Below are 25028 nucleotides of genomic sequence, written 5' to 3'. Positions count from 1 at the left end.
CCCATGACCAGAAAGCACCGCGCCACGCTCTTTACTCCCGTACTGGCCAGGTCTTGGACGGTGGCATCGGTGCTGGCCTGCGCCAGTTTATCTGTCAAGGCCTTGTCTTTGGGCCAGGTGTCCGTGGAGTCAGGCTTGGGCCAGCCCCTTCGGGCGGCCGTTGAAATCACACAATACAAAGTCGAAGACCTGCGCAAGCTCAAGGTGCAACTGGCAGAGCCTGCCAGTTTTGCACAAGCGGGTATGGCTTTTCATCCAGCCCTGAGCGGCCTGCAGACCCGTCTGGAGTTCCGCGGTGATGGCAAGCCCTACATCGCCTTGACTGGGACAAACCCGGTCAATGAGCACTTCATTGATGTCATCGTGGAGGCCCAATGGCCCACTGGTCGTCTGGCCATCAATTACACGCTGTTGGTGTCCCCAGCGGGGGCCGTCAAGACCAGCGCCGAAAATGTCCGCAGTGATGCCGCCATCACTGCCCCTGTGGTTTCGCCCCAAGCCTTGGCCGCCAACGTGCTCCCGGTGGCGGACAGCAGCGCGTCGGCAGAAGTCATCAGGGTGCAAGCGGGTGACACGGCTTCGAAGTTGGCCTTGCCTCGCATGCCCCAAGGTGTGTCTCTGGACCAAATGCTGTTGGCCATGGTGCGAGCCAACCCGGAGGCTTTCATTGAAAGCAATGTGAACTTGTTGCGCGAAGGGGCTCAAGTGCGCATGCCCCTTGCTGAAGAAGCCGCCCAGGTTCCGGCCGAAGAAGCGCGACAAACCGTGATCGCCCAGACTGTGGACTTTGCAGCCTACGCACGCCGCTTGGCCCAATCCGCCCTGAAAGCTCAAAACAACCCCAGCCGGGAAATGACGGGCAAGCTCGGCCCTGCACTGCTACCCACGCCGCCCTCGCAGCCTGAACGCGATCAACTGACTCTAAGCCCGAGCGAAGTCACCGTGCGCAGCGCCGAAGCCCAAATGGCAGTGGAGCGCGAAATTCAGAACAAAACCGAACAACTGGCTGCACTCAAAAAGAACTTGGAAGCCTTGAAGTCCTTGTCTGCTGCATCCGATGCCAAAGCGGCATCACCGATGGAGACACCGACCTTGCAGCCCAGCTTGCCAGTAGCCGTCGCAGAGCTCCCTGCCACTTCCTGGCTGGATCAGATGCGCCACAGCCCCTCTATTGGGGTATGGGCTGCAGCCCTATTGGCAGGGATGGTGGGTTTGGCATGGTGGGCCAGACGGCGCCCCAGCAAGTCAGACAATTTATTTGGAATCCAGCCGACCGTGACCCCGACGTGGTCACCCACTCAGTCGCACGAAAAAGTCACGCCCTTGTCACCACTACCCTCTGGCTTACCTCCTCAATTTGCGAACTTGGACTTGAACCTGACACCCGCAGCTGACGCTCCAGACACGCCTCCTGCGCCATCCCCACAGGGCCCACGGACGTGAGACTCGCGCTGGGCATTTGCTACTCGGGCACCCATTACCAAGGCTGGCAAAGCCAGGCCACGGGCCTGACGATTCAGGACAAGCTCGAAAAAGCCTTGGCGCAGTTTGGCGATGTACCCCGCGTGAGCACTTTGTGTGCGGGCCGCACCGATGCCGGGGTGCACGGCCTCATGCAAGTGGTGCACTTCGACACCCACTTGGAGCGCGACACGCACTCCTGGGTGCGTGGTACCAACCGGTATTTGCCCTCCGACATCGCGGTGCAATGGGCGCAGGTCGTGCCCGAGACTTTCCATTGCCGCGCCAGCGCCACGGGCAGGCGCTATATCTATGTGGTGCTGGACTCGATCGTTCGCCCCAGCCTGGAGGCAGGCCGCGTGGGTTGGGTGTACCGCCCACTGGATGAAGCCAGCATGCGCGAAGCCAGCCAGCATCTGCTGGGCGAGCACGACTTCTCATCGTTTAGGGCCAGCAGCTGCCAAGCTCTGTCGCCCGTCAAGACACTGCGGCACATCCGCATTGCCAAGCACGGCGCATATTGGCGCTTCGAGTTTGAGGGCAACGCTTTTTTGCACCACATGATCCGCAACATCATGGGATGCTTGGTGACAATTGGCCAAGGCAACCAGTCGGCCGACTGGTTGCGCGAAGTGCTGCTGGCCAAAAGCCGCGATGCGGCGGCGCCCACGTTTTCGCCCGACGGTCTGTACTTTGCTGGGCCGATTTACAGCCCTGAATGGGGCTTGCCCGACACCACCCCCGCTTTTGATTGGTTGCCATGAGCCTAGCCAACACACCAACAAACATGGCCCCGCAGCAGCGCACCCGCATCAAGATGTGCGGCTTCACCCGCGAAGCCGACGTGCTGGCGGCCTGCGCCTTGGGTGCCGATGCCATCGGTTTTGTGCTCTACCCGCCCAGCCCACGCAGCGTGAGCATTGAACGCGCAGCCGAGCTGTCCCGTCTGCTGCCCTCTTTTGTGGTGCCCGTGCTGCTGTTTGTCAACGACACGCCCGAGCGCATTGCAGCCGCTAGCGCAGCTGTGCCAGGCGCTTTGTTGCAGTTTCATGGCGACGAATCGGCTGAGTTTTGCGAAGCCATGACCCAGCGCACCGGCCGCCCGCACCTCAAAGCCGCCCGAATCCCCCTGACCGAGGTCCATGACTTCGACTTGCTAGAATTTGCCCTAGTTCATCACTCAGCCCAAGCCATCTTGCTCGACGCCCATGTCGACGGATACGGCGGCGGCGGAAAAACATTCCATTGGTCACTCCTGCCACCAAACGTCAATGCTCACCTCGTTTTGTCTGGTGGACTCACACCTGCAAACGTGGGCGATGGCATTCGGGCACTGTGCACGCACGGCCTGTCTCTGGCCGTTGACGTGAGCTCAGGCATCGAAGCGGGCAAAGGCCTGAAAGATGCCGACAAAATGCGGCAGTTTGTCCTGGCGGTGCGCACCGCAGACAACGACTTCTCCCTATAAAGCATTCCACAGGCTTGTTTCGGCCCACTTTGCAGCGTCTTTCTTCTCTGCAAGCACCGATCGGCCTCGCCCTCAACCAAGGCCAACACCATGTTCGACTACCAACAACCCGACGTCAAAGGTCATTTCGGCATTTATGGCGGCAGTTTCGTCAGCGAAACCCTGACCCATGCCATCAACGAGCTGAAAGACGCTTACGCCAAGTACCAGCACGACCCAGCCTTCATCGCCGAGTTCAAATCCGAGCTGGCGCACTTTGTGGGCCGCCCATCCCCGATCTACCACGCTGCTCGCATGAGCCGTGAAATGGGCGGTGCGCAGATCTTCTTGAAGCGCGAAGACCTCAACCACACCGGCGCGCACAAGATCAACAACACCATCGGCCAGGCCATGCTGGCCAAGCGCATGGGCAAGCCGCGCATCATTGCCGAAACCGGCGCGGGCCAACACGGCGTGGCCACCGCCACCATTTGCGCCCGTTACGGGCTGGAATGCGTGGTGTACATGGGCAGCGAAGACGTCAAGCGCCAAAGTCCCAACGTTTACCGTATGAAGCTCTTGGGCGCGACCGTGGTGCCCGTAGAGTCGGGCAGCAAAACTTTGAAAGACGCGCTGAATGAGGCCATGCGCGACTGGGTGGCCAATGTGGACAACACCTTCTACATCATCGGCACTGTGGCGGGCCCGCACCCCTACCCCATGATGGTGCGCGACTTCCAGAGCGTGATCGGCGAAGAGTGCCTCACGCAAATGCCCGAGATGTTCAAAACATTGAAGATGGCCGAACAGCAGCCTGATGCGGTCATCGCCTGCGTGGGCGGTGGAAGCAACGCCATGGGCATCTTCTACCCCTACATTGCCCACGAAAACACCCGCCTGATCGGTGTGGAAGCCGCAGGCGAAGGCATGGATTCGGGCAAACATTCGTGCTCGCTGCAGCTGGGCAGCCCAGGCGTGCTGCACGGCAACCGCACCTACATCCTGCAAGACGAAAACGGTCAAATCACTGAAACGCACAGCGTGAGCGCGGGTCTGGACTACCCCGGCGTCGGCCCTGAGCATGCATTCCTCAAAGACATTGGCCGTGCCGAATACGTGGGCATCACTGACAAGGAGGCCCTCGAGGCCTTCCACTACCTGTGCCGCACCGAGGGCATCATCCCTGCGCTCGAATCCAGCCACGCCGTGGCCTACGCCATGAAACTGGCCAAAACCATGCGCCCTGACCAGTCCATATTGATCAACTTGTCGGGCCGTGGCGACAAGGACATCGGCACCGTGGCCGACTTGTCGAACGCCGACTTTTTCTGCCGCCCCAGCTGCCAAGGCCAGTCGGTCAAAGGTGGCGAGCAGCCCTTGAATTTTGTGAAGTGAAGCAGACATGAGCCGCATTGACGCCACCCTCTCCGCCCTCAAAACCCAAGGTCGCAAAGCCCTGATCCCTTATGTCACCGCAGGTTTCCCCCAAAAAACCTCTACCGTGCCCTTGATGCACGCCATGGCAGAGGCCGGAGCCGACATCATCGAGCTGGGGGTGCCGTTTTCTGACCCGTCAGCCGACGGGCCCGTGATCCAGAAGGCCGGTGACAAAGCGCTGGCTCTGGGCATTGGCACCGTGCAGGTGCTGGCCATGGTGCGCGAGTTCCGCCAGACCAACACCACCACCCCGGTGGTGCTGATGGGCTACGCCAATCCGGTGGAGCGTTATGACCAAAAGCACGGCGCAGACAGCTTCATCCGCGACGCTTCGGCCGCCGGAGTGGACGGTGTGCTGATCGTGGACTACCCGCCCGAAGAATGCGTGGAATTTGCCGCCAAGCTGCGTGCCCACAGCATGGACCTGATCTTCTTGCTGGCCCCCACCAGCACCGACGAGCGCATGCAACAAGTGGCTCAAGTGGCCAGCGGCTATGTGTATTACGTGTCGCTCAAGGGCGTCACCGGCTCTGGCACCCTCGACACCGACGCGGTCGAAGCCATGTTGCCCCGCATCCGCCAGCACGTGAGCGTGCCAGTCGGCGTGGGTTTCGGCATCCGTGACGCAGAAACCGCCAAGGCCATCAGCCGAGTGGCCGATGCGGTGGTCATTGGCTCGCGCCTGATCCAGCTGATCGACGCAGCGCCTGCTGACCGCATCAACGACGTGGCACGAGAATTCCTCTCGGGCATCCGGCAAGCGCTGGACACCTGAGCGCACGGGCCTGCCCCGCCTGCTGGACGCAGGCCCTTGCCACCTTCGCCATGTGAAATGAGCCCAAGCCCGTTTCAACGATAATTCGCCGCTGAAGGAGAACCCTCATGAGTTGGCTCGAAAAACTGCTCCCCCCAAAAATCCAGCACACCGACCCGGCTGACCGTCGCTCAGTGCCTGAAGGTTTGTGGGTCAAGTGCCCCAGCTGCGAGACGGTGCTGTACAAAACCGACCTGGAAGAAAACCAGAACGTTTGCCCCGGCTGCTCGCACCACCTGCGCATCGGTGCCCGCGCCCGCCTGAACGCTTTTCTGGACGGCGAGGGCCGCTACGAAATCGGCCAGGAAGTGGTTCCAGTGGACGCTTTGAAGTTCAAGGACAGCCGCAAATACCCCGAACGCCTGAAAGAGGCCATGAACAACACAGGCGAAACCGACGCACTGGTGGTCATGGGTGGGGCTGTGCACAACATCGAATTGGTGGCGGCCTGCTTTGAATTTGACTTCATGGGTGGCTCAATGGGCTCGGTCGTCGGCGAGCGCTTTGTGCGCGGCGTGGAAACTGCCATTGCGCAAAAAGTGCCTTTTGTCTGCTTCACCGCCACCGGTGGTGCCCGCATGCAAGAAGGTCTGCTCTCGCTCATGCAAATGGCCAAGACCAACGCTGCCTTGACTCGCCTGGCCAAGAAAGGCCTACCCTACATCAGCGTACTGACCGACCCGACCATGGGTGGGGTGTCCGCAGGCTTTGCCTTTTTGGGTGACGTGGTGATCGCCGAGCCCAAAGCCCTGATCGGCTTTGCAGGCCCCCGGGTGATCGAAAGCACCGTGCGCGTGACACTGCCAGAAGGTTTCCAACGTGCAGAGTTCCTGCAAGCCAAGGGGGCGGTGGACTTCATTTGCGACCGCCGTGAACTGCGCAAAACCATCGCCAGCACACTGGCCATGCTCCAGCGCCAGCCAGCCGATGCCGTGAGCTGACCCGCCCTGCGCGCCCAAAACAAAGGCCCTCTTCGGAGGGCCTTTGTTTCAACTCAATTAAATCCGATCAGTACATCCAGCTCATCTGCAACTGGGCCAACACCATGCCTACCAATTGAAGCACCACCAGCAAGGCGATGGGCGACAAGTCCACGCCACCGATCAGGGGAACCACACGCTGGAAAGGCCTCAAAAACGGCTGACTCAAGCGCGCCACCAGGCTGTACATGGGTGAGCCAGGGTTCACCCAAGACATCACCGCCAACACCAACACCAGCGCACTCAGGGCCGAGACCACCAGCTGGACCATGCCCACCAGACTGACCAGCGGCAGCAAAGCCAAAGCACCCTGCCCGCCCGCGACAAGCCACAGCAGCAGGTACTGCACCAGCTTGATCAGGAAAGCCCCCACCAAACTCGACAAATCCCAAGCCGACCATGGCGGGATCACTCGGCGCAGCGGCAAAAGCAACCAGTCGGTGACCGCAAACACGAACTGGCCCAAAGGCTGGTGAAAAGAAATGCGTTGCCACTGCATCAAAAAACGCAGTAAACAAGTGCCTGCAATCAGGCCTGCTACCACGTCCAACACCAAGCTCACCATCTGGAACAACATCGTTTTTTCTCCTGCTCGTGCGATGATACCCAGATGACTGAACGCGATGCCCCATCCCCCGAAGCCCTGACGGAATTGCCCTTGTTCCCCTTGGGTACCGTGCTGTTTCCCGGCGCTTTGCTGCCGCTGCAGCTGTTTGAATTGCGCTATTTGCAGATGATTGGCGAATGCGAGCGTCAGGGCACAGGTTTTGGCGTGGTCACGCTGACCCAAGGCCGCGAAGTACACCGTCCCGGCACAGCGGCCGAGCAGTTTGAGGCCTTGGGCACCCGGGTTCAGATCGAGCGCATCGAGCGGCCTCAGCCCGGTTTAGTTATGGTTTGGTGCCGTGGTGTCGAAAAGTTCCGCATCGAAGCCACGCAGCAGCGCAGCGACGGCCTGTGGCTGGGACGGTTGCAAGCCTTGCCGCCCGAGCCTGCCGTTCAGGTACCCGACGACCTCCAACACTTGTCTGCGCAAATGCACGAAGTGCTGACCCAGCTGAGCGCTCAGCCCAGCGAGGTGCCCCACTGGGCCGAGGCTTGGCGGCTGCAGGACTGCAGCTGGCTGTCCCACCGCTGGGGCGAGTTGCTGCCCTTGCCTTTGCAAATGAAATACCGCCTCTTTGCGCTGCAAGAGCCCTTGATGCGGCTGGAGTTGATCGGTGACATGGTGGTGGCCCCTGCCAAAGCCACAGATCCAGAACCTGATCAGAGGCCTCCCACAAGCTCTTAAAATAGAAGGCTTTGCGCCTTGGCGCAGAAACAGTTCCTCCGAAACCACGGTTCAGGTGCCCAGCGCACCCAACCCAACCACCGCCTGCCATGTCCGACACGAACGCCAACGCCACAGCCGCACCAGCCCCAGAAGATGAAAACCAGCTGATCGCCGAGCGCCGCGAAAAACTCAAAGCCATGCGCCAGTCGCAGGGCGACGGCAAAGGCGTGGCCTTCCCCAACGACTTCAAGCCAGAGCACCACGCCGCCAACCTGCACCAGGCCCACGGCGAAAAAGCCGCTGAAGAACTGAATGGCGAAGGCATGTCCAAGACTACCGCGAAGGTGGCAGGTCGCATGATGCTCAAGCGCGTCATGGGCAAGGCCAGCTTTGCCACCCTGCAAGACGCCACCGGCCGCATCCAGGTCTATGTGACGCGTGACGACGTGGGTGAAGACCTGTACGCCCTGTTCAAACACTGGGACCTGGGCGACATCGTGGGTGTGGAAGGCCATTTGTTCAAGACCCGCACAGGCGAGTTGTCTATCCACGCCACCAGCATCCGCATGCTCACCAAGAGCCTGCGTCCCATGCCAGACAAATTCCACGGCATTGCTGACCAAGAAGTTAAGTACCGCCAGCGCTACGTGGACCTGATGACCGACGAAGCCGCCCGCAAGCGCTTTGTGGTCCGAAGCAAGGCCGTGAGCGGCATTCGCGAATTCATGGTCCAGCACGGCTTTTTGGAAGTCGAAACGCCCATGCTGCACCCCATTCCCGGTGGTGCCAACGCCAAACCTTTTGTGACGCACCACAACGCGCTGGACCAAGAGATGTTCTTGCGCATCGCGCCCGAGCTCTACCTCAAACGCCTGCTGGTGGGCGGCTTTGAGCGCGTGTTCGAAATCAACCGCAACTTCCGCAACGAAGGCATCTCGGTGCGCCACAACCCCGAGTTCACCATGATGGAGTTCTACGCGGCGTACTGGAACTACCAGGACCTGATGGGCTTCACCGAAAGCCTGATCCGCAACGCGGCCATGACCGCTGCAGGCACCCTGGACTTGACCTACAACGGAAAGCCGGTCGACCTGAACAAGCCTTTCGCACGCATGACCATCCGCGAAGCCATCGTCAAACACACCGAAGCCGGTGACAACGTGGACAACGCCGAGTGGCTGATCAACGCGCTGAAAAAGCTCGGCATGAACGAAGAGAAAAACAAGCTGTCCACCCGCAGCTTGGCCAGCCTGCAGGTGTTCTACTTTGAAGAAACTGTGGAAGACAAGCTCTGGGAGCCCACCTTCATCATGGAACACCCCACTGAAATCTCACCGCTGGCCCGCGCCAACGACACCCGCCCTGAAGTGACCGAGCGCTTTGAGCTCTACATCACCGGCCGCGAGTTCGGCAACGGCTTCAGCGAGTTGAATGATGCCGAAGACCAGGCCGCACGATTCCAAGCCCAAGTGGCCGCCAAAGACGACGGCGATGACGAAGCCATGTACTTCGACCACGATTTTGTGCGTGCCCTCGAATACGGCATGCCGCCCGCAGGCGGCTGCGGCATTGGCATCGACCGCCTAATGATGCTGCTCACCGACAGCGCGAGCATCCGCGACGTGATCCTGTTCCCTGCTCTGCGCCACGTGCAGGAATAAGCGGGACACACCGTCACAAAAAACCCGGCCAAGGCCGGGTTTTTTGTTGGACAAGTCAGTTCATAGGCGTCGGTCGGACGGCAAACGCGGTGCGTCCTCGACTACCTCGCGCACCTCCACGTCGACCACCTGGTCATCACGGGCATATGGCGCACCATGCCCTCTTGAATGCTCAAAGCCTTCGCTGCTTGAAGCGCTAAAGCCACCCTGCCTGAAGTTTTGTCGCATGGCACTGAACTGCTGCCAGACCATCACCACCTGAGGCTTGCGGCCTGTCAACAGCCAACGAACCGTTGCATACAGGACATAGCAGAGCAAACCAAAAAGCAAGACAGCCAGGAAAACCAGGCCGAGCAAGCCCATGATGATGCGTGCAATCCAGTTCATTCAGGTGTCCTGTTCAGTTCAAGGCAAGCGGTCGAGCGCCTGGATGTAGTCGGCCGAGCGCACCAGCTCGTCCCAAGGGCGGGCAGGCGATCGGGGCAAGAGGTCCAAGCGCCGCTCTTCGCTGATTTCGCTGGGTGTCCAATGGCCTTTGAGTTGGGCTTCGGCCAGCTGGTCAAGCAGCTCGTCCAGTTCTGCGCCGCCGTTCACTGCCGAACGGTTGCAAAGCAGGGCCAGGTCGCAACCGGCTTGGAGTGCGGTGATCACCGCTTCGGTGTAGCTGAGGGTGCGGCCATCCATCTGGCGGGCGGCGGCCATCGACAGGTCGTCGGTGCAGACCACGCCCTGAAAGCCCAGCTGGGCGCGTAAGATGTCTTGCAGCCAGCGTGGCGAAAAGCCTGCCGGGCGACTGTCGACCTTGCTGTAAATCACATGCGCAGGCATGACGGCCGTGAGCACACTGCCCAGCCAACGGTACGGCTGCGCGTCATCGGCCAGGATGGCTTTGAGGCTGCGCTTGTCGACGGGCAGTGCCACATGCGAGTCGGCCTTGACGGCGCCGTGTCCGGGAAAATGTTTGCCGCAGTTGCCCATGCCCGCTTGCAGCAGGCCCTGCATCAGGCTGCGGGCCAGCAGGCTCACCACGCGCGGGTCACGGGCGAAGGCACGGTCGCCAATGACGCCGCTCTCACCATGGTCCAGATCGAGCACGGGCGTGAAGCTGAAATCGACGCCACAGGCGCGCAACTCGCTGGCCAAGACAAAACCCGCCGATGTGGCCGCTTCGCAGGCCTTGAGCACGCCCGAACCGGGCTGGCCCTTGTCGTCTTGTGACCAGAGTTCACCCAATACGCGCATGGGCGGCAAATGGGTGAAGCCGTCGGTGCGAAAGCGTTGCACGCGCCCACCTTCATGGTCGACCGCGATCAAAAGGTCAGAACGGATGCTTTTGATGTCGGCACACAAGTCGGTGAGTTGCGCACGGCTGTGCCAGTTGCGACCAAACAAAATCATGCCGCCCACGAGCGGGTGCGCCAAGCGAAGGCGGTCCACGTCGGTCAAAGTGGTGCCAGCAATGTCAATGATCAAGGGGGCGTGCAGTGTCATGGGGACTCCATTCAATGTGGGGCGCCTGCGCGGCAAATCAAGGGTGCGGTGGGTCTTGGGTTTCGACCACGCAAAAACTGGCGGCGTATTCGGACTCGTCTGTCACGGTGATGTGGGCGCTGAGTTTTTTGGCTTCAAACCATTCTTTGAGCACGCCATGCAGCACGATGACCGGCTGACCGCTGGGCAGTTTGCCCACTTCGCACAGCCGCCAGGTCATGGGCATGCGCATGCCCAGACCAATGGCTTTGCTGAAGGCTTCTTTGGCCGAAAAACGGGTGGCCAAGTAGCGCACACCGCGCTCGGGCCAACGGGCGCTTCGGGCCTTCCAAGTGGCCATTTCGGCATCGCTCAACACTTTGGCGGCAAAGCGCTCGCCGTGCTTGTCCAGGCTGGCCCGGATGCGGCGGATGTCGCAGATGTCGGTGCCGATGCCGTAGATCATTTTTGCAGGCAGGCCAAATAGGCTTGCACCGTGGCGGCGTAACCCAGCTCGAGGGCATCGGCCATGAAGGCGTGGCCGATCGAGACTTCTTGCAGGCCTTTGACGGCCGTCACAAAGGCGGGCAAGTTGTCACGGTTCAGGTCGTGCCCAGCGTTCACGCCCAGGCCAGCTTGCAAAGCCGCCACGGCGGCATCGGCATAACGCTGCAACTGCAACGAGTTTTCGGGCGTGCCCCAGCTGGCGGCATAAGGCTCGGTGTAGAGCTCCACACGGTCAGCACCCACGGCGCGGGCAGCGGCCATTTGTTCAGGGATCGGGTCCATGAACAGACTCACGCGCACACCCAGCGCCTTGCATTCGTCGATCAGGGGTTTCAGGCGCTCAGCGTCTTGCGGAAAAGTCCAACCGTGGTCACTGGTGAACTGGCCTTCACTGTCGGGCACAAAGGTCACTTGGTGCGGACGCACAACGCGCACATGATCCATCAGATTGTGAAACGGGTTGCCTTCGATGTTGAACTCGCGGTCTGGCCAGGCCTTCATCAAGGTGGTGAGCTCGGGAACGTCGCTGGCGCGGATGTGGCGCTCATCGGGTCGGGGGTGGATGGTGATGCCCTGCGCACCCGCTTGCAGGCAAAGCTCGGCCGCACGGGTGACGCTGGGGATGCCCAGGTGACGCGAGTTGCGCAGCAAGGCGACTTTGTTGACGTTGACCGACAAGGCCACGCGTTGGATGGTGTTCATAAAGTTTGCAAGTCCAGCATCATTTGGCGGGTGCGCAAAGCGCCCACACCGCAATGGTAGTTGAGCAAGAGGCGCAAGGGACGCTGCAACTGCACCAGCAGGTCGGCGCATTCGCGCAGCAAAGCGGCCAAGGGACTGGGAGACGCCAGCGCCGCGTGCAGCGCCAGCCATTGTTCGCCGCGCAAGGCATGGCGTGGGTCTTCGCTGACCCACTGCAGCCCCGCCTCGGGCACCAAGGCGTAACTGTCGGTTGGCGACAAAGGCTTGAGGGTCAGAGTCTGCAGGTTCAAGGCGGGTAACAGGCCCATTTCGCGCAGCAGAAGCAACTCAAAGCCGCGCAAGGCCCACTGCAGCGCATCGGGGTCGCCACTGGCCAACAGGCGCACCGCGGCGGCATACACCTCAAACAAAGCGGGGTGCGGGTCGTCTCGGGCCGTCAGCCGCATCAGCAGTTCATTGAGGTAATAACCCGACAGCAGGGCCTCGCCCGTGGGCATGACGTGCCCACCCACCCATTCGGCCGATTTGAGGGTGCGAATATCGCCGTCGCCCCCAAACGCCAGCGACAAAGGCTGCAAAGGCAGTAGTACCGGACGAAAACTCGAGGTCGGGCGTTTGGCCCCCTTGGCCACCAAAGCCACCCGTCCATGGTGACGGGTAAAGACTTCGAGGATCAGACTGGTTTCGCTCCAGTCGTAGCGGTGCAGCACATAGGCTGGCTCGTCTGCGATCCGCTTGGTGGCCATTGAAGGGTGATTACTCGTAGCCGAAGCTGCGCACGCGCGCTTCGTCGTCGGCCCAGCCCGAACGCACTTTGACCCACAGCTCAATGAACACCTTGGCGTCCAACAGCTTTTCCAGCTCGACACGGGTTTCGGTCCCGATGCGCTTGAGCTTTTCGCCCTTGTCACCAATCACCATGGCTTTGTGGCCTTCGCGCTCCACCACGATGGTGGCCGCAATGCGCAGCATGCGTTTGGATGTGCGACCGGCCTCTTCTTCGAACTTGTCGATCACCACAGTCGAGGTATAGGGCAGCTCATCGCCTGTCAGACGGAAAAGTTTTTCGCGCACCATTTCGCTGGCAAGGAACTTCTCACTGCGGTCGGTGAGTTCATCTTCCGCATGCCACCAAGGCTGCTCAGGCAGGTATTTTTCGCAAATGCCCAAAAGACGCTCAATGTCTTTAGGTTGCTTGGCCGACATGGGCACAAATTCGGTGAAAGCGTGGCGCTCTTGCATGCTTTGCAGCCAAGGCGCGATGTCGCCACGGCGGTGCACGTTATCGAGCTTGTTGGCCACCAACAAGACGGGAATACCGGGTTTGAGCAAGGCCAAGACTTTGGCGTCTGCCGTGGTAAAGCTGCCCGCCTCGACCACAAACAACACCAAATCCACATCGCTCACTGCACCAACCACAGTCTTGTTGAGCGACTTGTTGAGCGCGGTGCCGTGGATAGTCTGGAAACCGGGCGTGTCCACAAAGACGTACTGCGCCGCGCCTTGGGTGCGGATACCCGTGATGCGGTGGCGTGTGGTTTGGGCTTTGCGCGAGGTGATGCTGATTTTTTGGCCCACCAAGGCATTGAGCAAGGTGGACTTGCCCACGTTGGGCTTGCCCACAATGGCCACCAGGCCGCAGCGCTGGCCTTCCACCGGCACAGGCGCAGGGGCGGCAGCGACCGGGGGCAAGGCGGCGTCTTCGGACGCGTCGCGTGGCTGAATGGTCACGCCCGCGATTTGAACGGGGCGGCGCATGGTTTGCTCTTGCGGCGTGCGTTCAGTATCAGGCGTTTTTTTATCGGTGCTCATGCGGCGCTTTCAGATTTCAGGGTCTGCAGCATGGCGGCTGCCGCTGCTTGTTCGGCCGCGCGGCGCGATGCGCCCGAGCCTTGTTGGGTTTGGCGCAGTTCGGTCACCTCGCAAGAGACCTCAAACTGCTGGCGGTGCGCCGCGCCGGAAGTGCCGACCACGGTGTATTTGGGCAGCGCTAGCTTGCGCCCTTGCAGCCATTCTTGCAGCTCGGTCTTGGGGTCTTTGCCCACGGCCTGCATGTCGGGTTTGATGTCGACCTGGGCAAACAGGCGCTCGACCAAGGCCTGTGCGTCCTTGTAGCCACCGTCCAGGTACACAGCACCAATGATCGCTTCCAGGGCATCGGCCAGGATGGACGGACGGTTTTGACCACCCGAGCGCATCTCACCTTCACCCAATCGCATCACGGCAGGTAAATCCAGGGTTTTGGCCAGTTGGTGCAGCGTGTCTTGCTTGACCAGGTTGGCCCGTACACGCGACAAATCGCCTTCGGGCAAATTGGCCAGTTGGGTGTAGAGCAAATGCGCAACCGAGAGGTTCAGCACCGAATCGCCCAAAAACTCCAGGCGTTCGTTGTGGTCGGCACTGAAGCTGCGGTGCGTGACCGCTTGCTGCAGCAAACTGCTCTGGCGAAAGGCGTAGCCCAGCCGGATTTGTAATTCTGACAATGCAGGGGAAGTTGCCACGCCCACCTCAATCAAAAGCGCCAATGCGCTTGAGGTTGCCGAAGTTCATCCACACGAAAAAGGCTTTGCCCACGATGTTGGCGTCTGGAACAAAACCAAAATAGCGCGAGTCCAGTGAGTTATCCCGGTTGTCGCCCATCATGAAATAGTGGCCTGCGGGCACCTTGCAGGTCACGCCTTCGACGGTGTAGTTGCAGTTTTCGCGTCCGGCAAACTGATCGGCGCCAGGAACAAAAGCCGGACGATCATCGTCCTGCAGCGTTTGGTGCGGCTTGGCACCCAAGGTTTCACGGCGGTGCTTGTGGTAGCGCATGGTGGACTCGTCAAAAAAGTCCGGAAGCACTTCGGTAGGCACCGGTTTGCCGTTGATCGTTAGGCTTTTGTTCAAGTAAGCGACCTCGTCCCCGGGCAAACCCACCACGCGCTTGATGTAGTCCACGCTGGGCTTTGGTGGGTAACGGAACACCATCACATCACCGCGCTGCACGGGCGTGCCTTCTGTGATTTTGGTATTGGCCACAGGCAAGCGGACGCCGTAATGGAATTTGTTCACCAAGATCAGGTCGCCAATGTGCAGCGTCGGGATCATGGAACCCGATGGGATCTTGAAGGGCTCGAACAAAAACGAGCGCAAGATGAAGACCACAACGATCACCGGGAACAACCCCGCTGTCCAATCCAACCACCAAGGCTGCATGAGCAACTTTTCGCGGCTTTCACGGATGTCGGTGTCGACCTTGTCGATGCCCATTTTGGTCAACTCGGCACGGCGCTGGGCCGTTTCAGCTTCGAGCTGCAGCACCGCTTTTTGGCGCTGCGGCAGGAACACGAAGCGCTCGGCCAGCCAATAAATGCCCGTGACCACGGTGGCCAAAAGCAAAAGCAGCGCAAAGTTGCCCTCGATGAAACCCAAATACCAGCCACCGGCATACCCGACAAAAGCGGCCAACACCAAAGACGTTAAAAACTGCATCAATCTTCCACCTGCAAAATCGCCAAGAACGCCTCTTGAGGCACCTCGACCGAGCCAATCTGTTTCATGCGCTTTTTACCCGCTTTTTGCTTTTCGAGCAGTTTGCGTTTGCGCGAAATATCGCCACCGTAGCACTTAGCGAGCACGTTTTTGCGCAAAGCCTTGATGCTTTCACGGGCAATGATGTTGGCACCAATGGCCGCCTGAATCGCCACGTCAAACATCTGGCGGCTGATGATCTCGCGCATCTTGGCCACAACTGCGCGACCACGGTACTGCGACTGCGAGCGGTGCACGATGATGGACAGTGCATCAACCTTCTCACCGTTGAGCAAGATATCGACTTTCACCACGTCTGAAGCCCGGAATTCCTTGAACTCGTAATCCATGGAGGCATAACCCCGGCTGACCGATTTGAGCTTGTCAAAGAAGTCCAGCACGATCTCGCCCAGCGGCATTTCATAGGTCAGCATGACCTGACGGCCGTGGTAAGCCATGTTCATCTGCACGCCACGTTTTTGGTTGGCCAGTGTCATCACCGGACCCACATAGTCTTGCGGCATGTACAAATGCACTGTGACGATGGGTTCGCGGATTTCCTGCAGCTTACCTTGGTCGGGCATCTTGGAGGGGTTTTCCACCATGACGACTTCGCCACCCGGCTGGACCACTTGATAAACCACGCTGGGTGCCGTGGTGATCAGGTCTTGGTCAAATTCGCGTTCCAGGCGCTCTTGCACGATTTCCATGTGCAACAAGCCAAGGAAACCGCAGCGGAAACCGAAACCCAGCGCTTGCGAGACTTCCGGCTCGTAATGCAAGGACGCATCGTTGAGCTTGAGCTTTTCCAGCGCGTCGCGCAGGCCGTCATATTGGTTGGCTTCGGTCGGGTACAAACCGGCAAACACTTGGGGTTGTATCTCTTTGAAACCAGGCAAGGCCTCGGTGGCTGGCCCGAGGTTGTTGGGCAGCTTCTTTTCCAAGGTGACCGTGTCGCCCACCTTGGCGGCCTGCAACTCTTTGATGCCCGCAATGATGTAACCCACTTCGCCCGCTTTGAGCGATTCGCGTGGCTGGTTGGCGGGGGTGAACACACCCAGGCTACCGGCTTCGTACACCGCGTTGCTGGCCATCATGCGGATGCGCTCATTCTTGTGCAATTGGCCGTCGACCACACGCACCAGCATGACCACACCCACATAACTGTCGAACCAGCTGTCGATGATCATGGCGCGCAGCGGCGCATCGGGGTTGCCCTTGGGCGGCGGAATGCGAGCGACCACGGCTTCGAGGATTTCCTCAATGCCCATGCCGGTCTTGGCCGAGCACGGAATCGCATCGGTCGCGTCAATGCCAATCACGTCTTCCACTTCGGCACGCGCGTTGTCGGGATCGGCATTGGGCAGATCCATCTTGTTGAGCACCGGCACCACTTCCACACCCAGGTCAAGCGCGGTGTAGCAGTTGGCCACGGTTTGGGCTTCCACACCCTGGCTGGCATCGACCACCAGCAAGGCGCCTTCGCAGGCCGACAAGGAACGCGAGACTTCGTAAGAGAAGTCCACATGGCCGGGCGTGTCGATCAAGTTGAGGTTGTAAACCTGCCCATCTTTGGCCTTGTATTGCAGCGCAGCAGTTTGTGCCTTGATGGTAATGCCACGTTCTTTCTCGATGTCCATCGAGTCTAGAACCTGTGCCTCCATATCGCGGGCTTCCAATCCGCCGCAGCGTTGAATCAAGCGATCGGCCAGCGTAGATTTGCCATGGTCAATGTGGGCAATGATCGAAAAATTTCTGATGTGATTCATCAAACAACGTCTGCAAGTATTTGTGGATCAAGGATCCGTAAAAGAAAAAAGGGCGCGTCTGGTGGTGACACGCCCTGAACCAACAATCATTGGCAACTGCGATAGTTGGGACTTCATTGTAGGCAAATTGGCCCACGCGCACAGCCCCAAAAACACGTTCAGCAGGTCGTTGTTGCCGTGCAACATGAAATTTATCCACAAGTTATTCACAAAAAATCTAACATCTTGTTGAACAACTTGTGGGCCATCTGTGGATCACCGGTGGACTGCTTCGTGGAATCTCGCATCGTGAACTCAGCCCTGCGCTATATGCCATCAATCATGGGTCAAGACGTCTTATTTTAGCCAAATTCGTTATGAGAGATGAGCAAAGTTAGTTGGCACAAACTTTAAAAAATTTTCTCAATGAACTCAAAAATTTCCTAAAAAACTTGTTCCGACCTCTCCACGGCCCCCAAATCCCTACAGCTCACTGAGGACTCTTGACAAGTCCAAGCATCATTGAAGTGGGCGAATCAGCACGTACTGTGCGCCGTCTCCGCGGCGAATCAAAACACTGGCTGGACGCGTCTTGTCCACCCGGGACATGATCGACTCAAACTCCTTGAGGGACGTGACTTCCGTGTTGGCGATCGCCAATATCAAATCTCCCTCACGAATCCCGGCCCTTGCGGCAGCATCTGCAACGGCGTCGACACGCACGCCACCACGCACCCTTAAGTCCCGTTTCTGCGCCTCGGTCAAGTCACTGACCGTCAATCCCCAATGCTGAGCACTGGCCGATGGCACTTTCTTTTCCGGGGTTGCCGAAGCCACTTTCTCAGCCTCCACCTCGGCCACCGTGATATTCAAGTCCCTGAGGCCGCCACGGCGGAATACCGTGATGCCTACTTTGCTGCCGGGTTTGGTGTTGCCCACGGCACGGGGCAAATCGGCTGGTTTGTCGATGGGTTTTCCATCAAAGCGCGTGATGATGTCTCCTGCCTCAAGTCCTGCTTTTTCTGCAGGCGATCCTTCTTCAACGCCCCGAACCAGCACGCCCTGCGCCTTACCCAAACCAATCGTTTCGGCCACCTCCTTGGTCACAGGCGCAATCTGGACACCAATTCGACCCCGACTCACGCGGCCATTGCTGCGCAGCTGCTCGCTGACACGCATCGCCTCGTCCATCGGAATCGCAAACGAGATCCCCATGAAGCCGCCGGAGCGGGAATAGATCTGGCTGTTGATGCCCACCACTTCACCGCGCATGTTGATGAGGGGACCGCCCGAGTTACCCGGGTTGATGGCCACATCGGTCTGGATGAAAGACAAATAGTCGCCCGTGTCGCGTTGCTTGGCGCTCACAATGCCTGCCGTGACCGTGTTCTCCAACCCGAAGGGCGAACCAATCGCCATGACCCATTCCCCGACGCGCAAGCGGCTGACATCCCCCACCTTCACGGCGGGCAAGCCAGTGGCCTGAATTTTGACCACCGCTACATCCGTGCGCTTGTCAGCGCCCACAATGCGGGCCTTGAATTCACGCTTGTCGGTCAGGGTCACCATCACCTCATCAGCCCCATCCACCACATGGGCGTTGGTCATGATGAAGCCGTCCGAGCTGAGGATGAAACCAGAGCCCACGCCACGAGGCTGTGCTTCCTCCTGAGGTCTTTGCTGACGAGGGGCCTGTCTGGGCGCATTGGGCATGGGCACCCCGAAAAAGCGTCTGAAGAGTTCTTGCATTTCCTCATCGGGTGTCGAGGCACCCGGCGCGCTAGCGCGGACTTTTTCGAGCGTTCGAATGTTGACCACGGAGGGCCCCACCTGCTCCACCAGATCAGTGAAGTCGGGCAAACCGCGTACGGCAGCGCTCTGTGTTTGGGCCATTGCGGCTGCTGTTGGCAGCCCTGCCAGCCCTGCAACCATGCCGCTGGCCAGCGCCATCGATGCAGCTGTCTTAATCCAATGTTGCTTCAGCACAAATGTCTCCTTGTGGTGTTCAATCCCGATGACCGACAAACTGGGAGATGCGGTCGAAAAAGACCAATTCAAGCCACACCGATCATGCTAAGTCATCGGCGTCTCGGCGGCACGCGATATCTTTGGCCGCGAATATACAGCGCATCTAAATCCGTGCCACTTTGTGGGCATCGCGACTTCGCTCAGCCATGCACAGGCCAATGGTCGACTGCTTCGTCCTTGTCCATCTTGCAAGCGAACCCAAAGCAACAGGCTGCTCCCCAAGTCCAAGCCCACTGACAACTCAAGACCTTGGTCTTCCCCACTCTCTGTTTGCCAGAACCAGGCATCACCACTCCAGAACAAAAGCCCGCCTGTCAACGCTTGCCGAGGTATCAGGACCCCAGATGCGCCCACACAGAGCCCCCAAAAAATCCAAGCCTCAAATACCCTTGCACTAGACGACTGCGCCAGCCACTGCCAAATGAGCAAACCCACCGCGCAAGACACGGCCATGCCCAGCCAAGCAACACGTCCCCAAACAAAACGCCCCACCGGGAAAGCCACAGGTGGGGCGTTGTGCATGATGGTGACTCGGATCTCAGATCCGTTTGAACACCAAAGAGCCGTTGGTGCCACCGAAACCGAAGTTGTTCTTCAGGGCCACATCAATTTTCATATCACGTGCCGTGTTGGCACAGTAGTCCAGATCGCACTCGGGGTCAGGGTTCACCAAGTTGATGGTGGGCGGCACTTTTTGGTGGTGCAGCGCCAGCACAGTGAACACGCTCTCGATGCCACCCGCACCACCCAACAAATGACCCGTCATGGACTTTGTCGAGCTGACCACGGTTTTGTAAGCGTGGTCGCCCAAGGCCGCCTTGATGGCATTGGTTTCGTTGATGTCACCCAACGGCGTGGAGGTGCCGTGAGCATTCAGGTAATCGATCTGGTCAGCGTTGACACCGGCATTTCGCATGGCGTTGAGCATGGCGCGGCGGGGGCCATCCATGCTGGGCGCGGTCATGTGACCCGCATCAGCGCTCATGCCATAACCACCCAGCTCGGCGTAAATTTTGGCGCCCCGTGCTTTGGCGTGTTCGTACTCTTCGAGCACCATGACACCTGCACCCTCACCCAACACAAAACCATCACGGTCCTTGTCCCAGGGGCGAGAGGCCGCTGTGGGGTCGTCGTTGCGCGTCGACAAGGCACGCATAGCAGCAAAGCCACCCACGCCCAGTGGCGATACCGTGCCTTCGGAACCACCGGCAATCATCACGTCTGCGTCGCCGTACTCGATCAGACGACCGGCTTCACCAATGCTGTGCAAGCCCGTAGTGCAAGCGGTCACAACGGCCAGGTTGGGCCCTTTGAAACCACTGCGCATCGACACGTGACCTGAGATCATGTTGATGATCGAGGCAGGCACGAAAAAAGGGGAAATTCTGCGCGCACCGCGAGCGGTGTATTCGATGTGGGTTTCTTCAATCAGCGGCAAGCCACCAATTCCAGAACCAATCACCACACCGATGCGGCAAGCCTCTTCTTCATCCAGAGCATCGCCAGTGGCCAAACCTGAATCCTGAATGGCTTGAGAGGCCGCGGCAATGCCGTAATGAATGAACCGGTCCATGGTCCGCGCTTCTTTGGCGCTGATGTAGGACTCGAGGTCAAAGTTTTTGACTTCACCCACGATTCGGCAAGACATCGCCGACGCATCAAAACGGGTGATGGGGCCAATGCCGGATTGGCCGGCAAGCAGGTTGGACCATGCGTCGGCAACCGTGTTGCCCACGGGGCTGACGCATCCCAAACCCGTGACAACAACGCGGCGCCGGGTCATCGTCGATCAGGCCTTCTTGCTTTGGGCGTAGTCGATCGCAGCCTGCACCGTAGTGATCTTTTCTGCGTCTTCGTCAGGAATCTCGATGCCGAACTCGTCTTCGAGTGCCATCACCAGTTCCACCGTGTCGAGGGAGTCGGCACCCAGATCGGCCACAAAGGCTTTTTCATTGGTGACTTGTGACTCTTCAACGCCGAGTTGTTCGGCAATGATTTTCTTGACACGTGCTTCGATATCGCTCATGGGGTCCCTCTGAGGGTTGTGAAAAATGAAGATTTTACCTGTCCGGAAGGGGGTTCCGAAAATCAGGCCATGAACATGCCACCATTGACATGCAATTCTTGTCCGGTGACATAGCCAGCATGCGTTCCAGCCAAGTAGGCGACCGCGTGGGCGATGTCATCGGGTTTGCCCAAATGGCCCAGTGGTATCTGGCCCAACAAGGCTTTTTGTTGCTCTTCAGGAAGGCTGGCGGTCATGTCGGTTTCGATGAAACCGGGGGCCACACAGTTGACGGTGATGTTGCGGCTGCCCAACTCGCGGGCCAGCGCACGGGTCATGCCCGCCACGCCTGCCTTGGCGGCGGCGTAGTTGGCCTGCCCAGGGTTGCCCGACGCGCCCACCACGCTGGTGATGCTGATGATGCGGCCGTAGCGTTGCTTCATCATGGGGCGGATCACGGCGCGACTCATGCGGAACACGGCCTTGAGATTGGTGTCGAGCACCGCATCCCAATCATCGTCCTTCATGCGCATGGCCAAAGTGTCACGTGTGATGCCAGCGTTGTTGACCAGCACCTGCAGGCCGCCATGCTCTTTGACGATGGCGTCGATCAGGGCTTCTCCAGCTGCGGCGTCATTCACGTTCAGATTGGCACCCCGGCTGCCTGGGAAAGCCGACAACGCCTGGCTGATCTTGGCCGCGCCATCATCGCTGGTGGCGGTGCCAATGACCACATAGCCTTGTTGGGCCAGGTGCAGGGCAATCGCAGCACCAATACCGCGCGAGGCGCCGGTGACCAGTGCGATTTGTTTTGGTGCTTCGCTCATGCCAAGATTCCTTTCACTTCGGCCAAGGTGGCGGGGTCATACAGCGCCACGCCGGTCAATTCAGCATCAATGCGCTTGGTCATTCCGGCCAGCACCTTGCCGGGGCCGCATTCAACCAAGGTGCTCACGCCACGGGCCTTGATGGCCTGAACGCACTCGACCCAGCGCACCGGGCCAAAAGCTTGGCGATACAACGCATCGCGGATGCGGTCGGCATCGATTTCGATGGCCACATCGATGTTGTTGAGTACCGGGATCTGGGGCACGCCCAGAGTCAAGGTGGCCAGTTTCTCGCGCAGCTTTTCAGCAGCGGGCTTCATCAGGCTCGAATGGAACGGGGCGGACACGGGCAAGAGCAGCGCACGCTTGGCGCCCATGCCCTTGAGCACTTCGCAGGCTTTGTCCACTGCTGCCTTGCTGCCTGCGATCACGGTTTGCGCCGCGTCGTTGAAGTTCACGGCTTCGACCACTTCGGGGCTTCCTGCGGCGAATGTGGCTTGGGCCTCTTTGCAGCCCTCAATGACTTTGTCGGAGGCCAGGCCCAAAATCGCGGCCATCGCGCCCACGCCCACCGGCACGGCTTCTTGCATGGCGGCGGCGCGCAGGCGCACCAGCGGCGCGGCTTGTGCCAGCGTCAGCACGTCAGAAGCCACGAGGGCGCTGTACTCGCCCAGCGAGTGACCTGCCACCACGGACGGCTTGGAACCGCCCTCGGACAGCCAAGCGCGGTAAGCGGCCACAGCCGACACAAGCATCACAGGCTGTGTGTTGGTGGTCATGGCCAACGCTTCTTTGGGGCCTTCGTGGATCAATTTGGCCACGTCTTCGCCCAAGGCGTCAGAGGCTTCTTGGAGAGTTTCAAGAACAACAGGGTGATCGCCCCAAGCGTCCAACATGCCTACCGATTGGGAACCTTGGCCAGGAAAAACAAAAGCAAATGTGGTCATGAGCAAATTTTGTATCTAGAAAGAAACAGGGTGAGCGTGCCGCGCATCACTGACCCGGGCCTGTCAAATCAATAACGCAAGAGGACCGAGCCCCAGGTGAAGCCACCGCCCACGCCTTCGAGCATGAGGGTTTGGCCTCGCTGGATACGGCCATCGCGCACGGCAGTGTCCAGCGCCAGCGGAATGGATGCGGCCGAAGTGTTGCCGTGTTGGTCCACCGTGACCACTACCTTGTCGGCTCCAAGTTTGAGCTTTTTGGCAGTGCTTTGCATGATGCGGATGTTGGCCTGGTGCGGGATCAACCAATCGATGTCGGCATCGGTCATATTGGCTTTGGCCAGACTGGCGCGGGCCGTGTCTTCAAGCACGCCTACCGCCAGTTTGAACACGGCCTGACCGTCCATCTTGAGTACCGGATCACCCAAAATAGCTCCCCGGTTCACGTGCCCGGGCACGCACAAAATATCCTTGTATTTGCCATCAGCGTGCAAATCGGTGGCCAAAATGCCGGGCTGCTCAGACGCTTCTAGGATGACCGCGCCAGCACCGTCGCCAAACAACACACAGGTCGTTCGATCCTTGAAGTCGAGGATGCGGCTGAAAATCTCTGAACCAATGACCAAAGCACGCTTGGCGGAGCCGGACTGGATCATCGAGTCGGCAATGGTCAATGCATAAATGAAGCCGCTACACACGGCCTGAACATCAAACGCGGGACAGCCTGATGCGCCCAGTTTGTGTTGAACCATGGTCGCAACCGACGGGAACACCATATCGGGAGTCGAGGTGGCCACGATGATCAGGTCGATGTCTGCCGCGACCAAGCCCGACGCGACCAGCGCCTGTCGGGCTGCTTCGGTGGCCAGATCGCTGCAGCCTTGCTCATCGGCCGCAAAGTAACGGGCACGGATACCTGTTCGCTCCACGATCCAGTCGTCAGAGGTTTCAACCCCCTGCTGCGCCAGCTCAGCTGCGAGGTCGGCGTTGCTCAGGCGTCTGGCAGGCAGGTAGCTGCCGGTGCCCAAAATGCGTGAATAAATTCTCATAAAGATGTGACCGCGGGTTCAGATCGCTCGGCCTGCGCGCCCATCAACAATGGTGCGGCATGCGCAATGCGGTCCCGAACGCGGTCCAGCAATTGGTTTCGAGCTGCATCATAAGCCCGGATCAAGGCATTCTCAAAAGCCACCTCGTCGGCCGAGCCATGGCTTTTGAAAACCAAGCCTCGCAAGCCCAACAGGGCTGCGCCGTTGTAGCGGCGGTGATCAACGCGGTTTTTAAACGCAGTTAAAACCGGATAAGCCAATAAAGCGGCGGCTTTCGTGAAAATATTGCGAGAAAACTCAGCCTTCAAAAAGCCGCCAACCATCGTTGCCAAGCCTTCGCTGGCCTTCAAGGCCACATTGCCGACAAAACCATCACAGACCACGATGTCCACCGTGCCCTTGAAAATATCGTTGCCTTCAACGTTTCCGTGGAAATTTAGATCGCCAGAATTAGCGGCAGATCGCAACAGTTCACCCGCTTTTTTGATGATTTCATTGCCTTTAATGGCCTCTTCGCCGATATTAAGCAGGCCCACCGAAGGCTGATCCTTGTCTTGCAGGACCGAAACCAAAGCCGAACCCATGACCGCAAACTGCAACAAATGCTCGGGCGTGCAATCGACATTGGCCCCCAAATCCAGCATGGTGGTGCCGCCGCCTTTGAAATTGGGCATCTGGCCGGCAATGGCCGGACGGTCAATGCCATCCATGGTTTTGAGCACATAACGCGCAATGGCCATCAAAGCACCCGTGTTACCCGCCGAAACTGCCGCTGCGGCCTTGCCATCGCGCACCTGCTCGATGGCCACCCGCATGGAAGAATCTTTCTTTTTGCGTAAAGCCACTTCCAGGGGATCATCCATCTCGACCACTTCAGTGGCTGTCACCACTTCGGCCCGAGGGTCGGCAAATCCCGACAGCGCCTCAGCACGCCCCACCAGCAACAAGCGCGCATCGGGGTGACTGACCAGAAAATGGCGACAAGCCGCCAGCGTAACGCGAGGGCCGTGGTCGCCCCCCATGCAATCGACTGCCAGGGTGATCGGGATGGGCGAGGTCATGGAATCCTAGAGCTCAAAACCGTTTAAAAATCCAAAGCCATAAAAACAAAAGCCCGAGGCTACTGGCAAAGTAGCGCCGGGCCTATTGAGGCTTGGGGCTG

General features: G+C 59.3%; 26 protein-coding genes. 8 read left to right on the top strand and 18 right to left on the bottom strand.

The window, feature by feature from the left end:
- The first annotated feature begins 3 nt into the window (after nt 1-3).
- The 6 genes from ACZ5SR_RS05545 to accD all read left to right on the top strand — a co-directional run bounded on the left by ACZ5SR_RS05545 (nt 4) and on the right by accD (nt 6100).
- Nucleotides 4-1443 (top strand): type IV pilus assembly protein FimV, encoded by a 1440-nt coding sequence (locus tag ACZ5SR_RS05545; protein WP_464450568.1) that lies wholly within the window; start codon nt 4-6, stop codon nt 1441-1443.
- Nucleotides 1440-2225 carry a tRNA pseudouridine(38-40) synthase TruA gene (truA, locus tag ACZ5SR_RS05540; protein WP_464450567.1) on the top strand — a complete coding sequence of 262 codons (786 nt, stop codon included), beginning with the start codon at nt 1440-1442 and terminating at the stop codon, nt 2223-2225. Before ACZ5SR_RS05545 ends, truA begins: the two co-directional genes overlap by 4 nt.
- A complete protein-coding gene (locus ACZ5SR_RS05535) occupies nt 2222-2929 on the top strand; it encodes a phosphoribosylanthranilate isomerase (RefSeq protein ID WP_464450566.1) in 708 nt (235 codons plus the stop codon). Before truA ends, ACZ5SR_RS05535 begins: the two co-directional genes overlap by 4 nt.
- A gap of 90 nt (nt 2930-3019) precedes the next feature.
- Entirely contained in the window at nt 3020-4303 is a 1284-nt protein-coding gene (trpB, locus tag ACZ5SR_RS05530) for a tryptophan synthase subunit beta (protein ID WP_464450565.1), read from the top strand.
- 7 nt (nt 4304-4310) lie between these two features.
- Nucleotides 4311-5120, top strand: a complete 810-nt coding sequence (gene trpA, locus ACZ5SR_RS05525) for a tryptophan synthase subunit alpha (RefSeq protein WP_464450564.1) — start codon at nt 4311-4313, stop codon at nt 5118-5120.
- A gap of 107 nt (nt 5121-5227) precedes the next feature.
- Nucleotides 5228-6100, top strand: a complete 873-nt coding sequence (gene accD / locus ACZ5SR_RS05520; protein ID WP_464450563.1) for an acetyl-CoA carboxylase, carboxyltransferase subunit beta — start codon at nt 5228-5230, stop codon at nt 6098-6100.
- Between the two features lie 67 nt (nt 6101-6167).
- Here the strand turns inward: accD and ACZ5SR_RS05515 are convergent, their stop codons facing one another.
- Nucleotides 6168-6716 carry a YggT family protein gene (locus ACZ5SR_RS05515; protein WP_464450562.1) on the bottom strand — a complete coding sequence of 183 codons (549 nt, stop codon included), beginning with the start codon at nt 6714-6716 and terminating at the stop codon, nt 6168-6170.
- 33 nt (nt 6717-6749) lie between these two features.
- On the opposite strand from ACZ5SR_RS05515, the gene ACZ5SR_RS05510 reads away from it, so the two are divergent.
- Complete coding sequence (locus tag ACZ5SR_RS05510; protein WP_464450561.1) at nt 6750-7430, top strand: LON peptidase substrate-binding domain-containing protein; 681 nt, start codon at nt 6750-6752, stop codon at nt 7428-7430.
- Between the two features lie 89 nt (nt 7431-7519).
- Nucleotides 7520-9073 carry a lysine--tRNA ligase gene (gene lysS / locus ACZ5SR_RS05505; RefSeq protein WP_464450560.1) on the top strand — a complete coding sequence of 518 codons (1554 nt, stop codon included), beginning with the start codon at nt 7520-7522 and terminating at the stop codon, nt 9071-9073.
- A gap of 60 nt (nt 9074-9133) precedes the next feature.
- Here lysS and ACZ5SR_RS05500 read toward each other — a convergent pair whose 3' ends face one another.
- The 17 genes from ACZ5SR_RS05500 to plsX all read right to left on the bottom strand — a co-directional run bounded on the left by ACZ5SR_RS05500 (nt 9134) and on the right by plsX (nt 24927).
- Nucleotides 9134-9460, bottom strand: coding sequence for a hypothetical protein (locus tag ACZ5SR_RS05500; protein ID WP_464450559.1), 327 nt, complete (start codon nt 9458-9460; stop codon nt 9134-9136).
- An 18-nt stretch (nt 9461-9478) separates the two neighbouring features.
- Entirely contained in the window at nt 9479-10564 is a 1086-nt protein-coding gene (gene nagZ, locus ACZ5SR_RS05495) for a beta-N-acetylhexosaminidase (protein WP_464450558.1), read from the bottom strand.
- Between the two features lie 37 nt (nt 10565-10601).
- Nucleotides 10602-11009 (bottom strand): holo-ACP synthase, encoded by a 408-nt coding sequence (gene acpS / locus ACZ5SR_RS05490; RefSeq protein WP_464450557.1) that lies wholly within the window; start codon nt 11007-11009, stop codon nt 10602-10604.
- A complete protein-coding gene (locus ACZ5SR_RS05485; protein ID WP_464450556.1) occupies nt 11006-11752 on the bottom strand; it encodes a pyridoxine 5'-phosphate synthase in 747 nt (248 codons plus the stop codon). The genes acpS and ACZ5SR_RS05485 overlap by 4 nt, the downstream gene beginning before the upstream one ends.
- Nucleotides 11749-12498 (bottom strand): DNA repair protein RecO, encoded by a 750-nt coding sequence (recO, locus tag ACZ5SR_RS05480; RefSeq protein ID WP_464450555.1) that lies wholly within the window; start codon nt 12496-12498, stop codon nt 11749-11751. Before recO ends, ACZ5SR_RS05485 begins: the two co-directional genes overlap by 4 nt.
- Nucleotides 12499-12508: 10 nt before the next feature.
- Nucleotides 12509-13564, bottom strand: a complete 1056-nt coding sequence (era, locus tag ACZ5SR_RS05475) for a GTPase Era (protein ID WP_464450554.1) — start codon at nt 13562-13564, stop codon at nt 12509-12511.
- Nucleotides 13561-14253, bottom strand: a complete 693-nt coding sequence (gene rnc / locus ACZ5SR_RS05470) for a ribonuclease III (protein WP_464450553.1) — start codon at nt 14251-14253, stop codon at nt 13561-13563. Before rnc ends, era begins: the two co-directional genes overlap by 4 nt.
- Before the next feature lie 7 nt (nt 14254-14260).
- A complete protein-coding gene (gene lepB / locus ACZ5SR_RS05465; protein WP_464450552.1) occupies nt 14261-15226 on the bottom strand; it encodes a signal peptidase I in 966 nt (321 codons plus the stop codon).
- Nucleotides 15226-17034 (bottom strand): translation elongation factor 4, encoded by a 1809-nt coding sequence (gene lepA, locus ACZ5SR_RS05460; protein WP_464450551.1) that lies wholly within the window; start codon nt 17032-17034, stop codon nt 15226-15228. The genes lepB and lepA overlap by 1 nt, the downstream gene beginning before the upstream one ends.
- A gap of 27 nt (nt 17035-17061) precedes the next feature.
- Nucleotides 17062-17220, bottom strand: coding sequence for a hypothetical protein (locus ACZ5SR_RS05455; RefSeq protein WP_464450550.1), 159 nt, complete (start codon nt 17218-17220; stop codon nt 17062-17064).
- A 312-nt stretch (nt 17221-17532) separates the two neighbouring features.
- Entirely contained in the window at nt 17533-18963 is a 1431-nt protein-coding gene (locus ACZ5SR_RS05450; protein WP_464451021.1) for a DegQ family serine endoprotease, read from the bottom strand.
- Nucleotides 18964-19579: 616 nt separating this feature from the next.
- Nucleotides 19580-20824 (bottom strand): beta-ketoacyl-ACP synthase II, encoded by a 1245-nt coding sequence (gene fabF, locus ACZ5SR_RS05445; RefSeq protein WP_464450549.1) that lies wholly within the window; start codon nt 20822-20824, stop codon nt 19580-19582.
- Between the two features lie 6 nt (nt 20825-20830).
- Nucleotides 20831-21067 (bottom strand): acyl carrier protein, encoded by a 237-nt coding sequence (gene acpP, locus ACZ5SR_RS05440; protein WP_019427049.1) that lies wholly within the window; start codon nt 21065-21067, stop codon nt 20831-20833.
- A 62-nt stretch (nt 21068-21129) separates the two neighbouring features.
- Nucleotides 21130-21873, bottom strand: a complete 744-nt coding sequence (gene fabG, locus ACZ5SR_RS05435; protein WP_464450548.1) for a 3-oxoacyl-ACP reductase FabG — start codon at nt 21871-21873, stop codon at nt 21130-21132.
- Nucleotides 21870-22820 (bottom strand): ACP S-malonyltransferase, encoded by a 951-nt coding sequence (gene fabD / locus ACZ5SR_RS05430; RefSeq protein ID WP_464450547.1) that lies wholly within the window; start codon nt 22818-22820, stop codon nt 21870-21872. Before fabD ends, fabG begins: the two co-directional genes overlap by 4 nt.
- Nucleotides 22821-22888: 68 nt before the next feature.
- The gene (locus ACZ5SR_RS05425; RefSeq protein ID WP_464450546.1) at nt 22889-23866 is read right to left on the bottom strand and encodes a beta-ketoacyl-ACP synthase III; all 978 of its coding nucleotides are present in this window, start codon (nt 23864-23866) and stop codon (nt 22889-22891) included.
- Nucleotides 23863-24927, bottom strand: coding sequence for a phosphate acyltransferase PlsX (plsX, locus tag ACZ5SR_RS05420; RefSeq protein ID WP_464450545.1), 1065 nt, complete (start codon nt 24925-24927; stop codon nt 23863-23865). Before plsX ends, ACZ5SR_RS05425 begins: the two co-directional genes overlap by 4 nt.
- Nucleotides 24928-25028: the final 101 nt, after the last annotated feature.

The organism is Limnohabitans sp. TEGF002, from assembly GCF_055395845.1.
Note: the sequence above shows the minus strand (reverse complement) of the source record. Positions and strands in the feature narration are given on the sequence as shown.

Bases quoted from the DNA above. Each gene is read 5' to 3' on its own strand.
- nagZ (WP_464450558.1), bottom strand. From the start codon at position 10,564: ATGACACTGCACGCCCCCTTGATCATTGACATTGCTGGCACCACTTTG.
- ACZ5SR_RS05450 (WP_464451021.1), bottom strand. From the start codon at position 18,963: ATGGCGCTGGCCAGCGGCATGGTTGCAGGGCTGGCAGGGCTGCCAACA.
- acpS (WP_464450557.1), bottom strand. From the start codon at position 11,009: ATGATCTACGGCATCGGCACCGACATCTGCGACATCCGCCGCATCCGG.
- ACZ5SR_RS05510 (WP_464450561.1), top strand. From the start codon at position 6,750: ATGACTGAACGCGATGCCCCATCCCCCGAAGCCCTGACGGAATTGCCC.
- ACZ5SR_RS05500 (WP_464450559.1), bottom strand. From the start codon at position 9,460: ATGAACTGGATTGCACGCATCATCATGGGCTTGCTCGGCCTGGTTTTC.
- fabD (WP_464450547.1), bottom strand. From the start codon at position 22,820: ATGACCACATTTGCTTTTGTTTTTCCTGGCCAAGGTTCCCAATCGGTA.
- fabF (WP_464450549.1), bottom strand. From the start codon at position 20,824: ATGACCCGGCGCCGCGTTGTTGTCACGGGTTTGGGATGCGTCAGCCCC.
- lysS (WP_464450560.1), top strand. From the start codon at position 7,520: ATGTCCGACACGAACGCCAACGCCACAGCCGCACCAGCCCCAGAAGAT.
- ACZ5SR_RS05485 (WP_464450556.1), bottom strand. From the start codon at position 11,752: ATGAACACCATCCAACGCGTGGCCTTGTCGGTCAACGTCAACAAAGTC.
- era (WP_464450554.1), bottom strand. From the start codon at position 13,564: ATGAGCACCGATAAAAAAACGCCTGATACTGAACGCACGCCGCAAGAG.
- ACZ5SR_RS05425 (WP_464450546.1), bottom strand. From the start codon at position 23,866: ATGAGAATTTATTCACGCATTTTGGGCACCGGCAGCTACCTGCCTGCC.
- lepB (WP_464450552.1), bottom strand. From the start codon at position 15,226: ATGCAGTTTTTAACGTCTTTGGTGTTGGCCGCTTTTGTCGGGTATGCC.
- ACZ5SR_RS05515 (WP_464450562.1), bottom strand. From the start codon at position 6,716: ATGTTGTTCCAGATGGTGAGCTTGGTGTTGGACGTGGTAGCAGGCCTG.
- fabG (WP_464450548.1), bottom strand. From the start codon at position 21,873: ATGAGCGAAGCACCAAAACAAATCGCACTGGTCACCGGCGCCTCGCGC.
- lepA (WP_464450551.1), bottom strand. From the start codon at position 17,034: ATGAATCACATCAGAAATTTTTCGATCATTGCCCACATTGACCATGGC.
- accD (WP_464450563.1), top strand. From the start codon at position 5,228: ATGAGTTGGCTCGAAAAACTGCTCCCCCCAAAAATCCAGCACACCGAC.
- trpA (WP_464450564.1), top strand. From the start codon at position 4,311: ATGAGCCGCATTGACGCCACCCTCTCCGCCCTCAAAACCCAAGGTCGC.
- ACZ5SR_RS05545 (WP_464450568.1), top strand. From the start codon at position 4: ATGACCAGAAAGCACCGCGCCACGCTCTTTACTCCCGTACTGGCCAGG.
- acpP (WP_019427049.1), bottom strand. From the start codon at position 21,067: ATGAGCGATATCGAAGCACGTGTCAAGAAAATCATTGCCGAACAACTC.
- recO (WP_464450555.1), bottom strand. From the start codon at position 12,498: ATGGCCACCAAGCGGATCGCAGACGAGCCAGCCTATGTGCTGCACCGC.
- plsX (WP_464450545.1), bottom strand. From the start codon at position 24,927: ATGACCTCGCCCATCCCGATCACCCTGGCAGTCGATTGCATGGGGGGC.
- ACZ5SR_RS05535 (WP_464450566.1), top strand. From the start codon at position 2,222: ATGAGCCTAGCCAACACACCAACAAACATGGCCCCGCAGCAGCGCACC.
- trpB (WP_464450565.1), top strand. From the start codon at position 3,020: ATGTTCGACTACCAACAACCCGACGTCAAAGGTCATTTCGGCATTTAT.
- ACZ5SR_RS05455 (WP_464450550.1), bottom strand. From the start codon at position 17,220: ATGTTGCACGGCAACAACGACCTGCTGAACGTGTTTTTGGGGCTGTGC.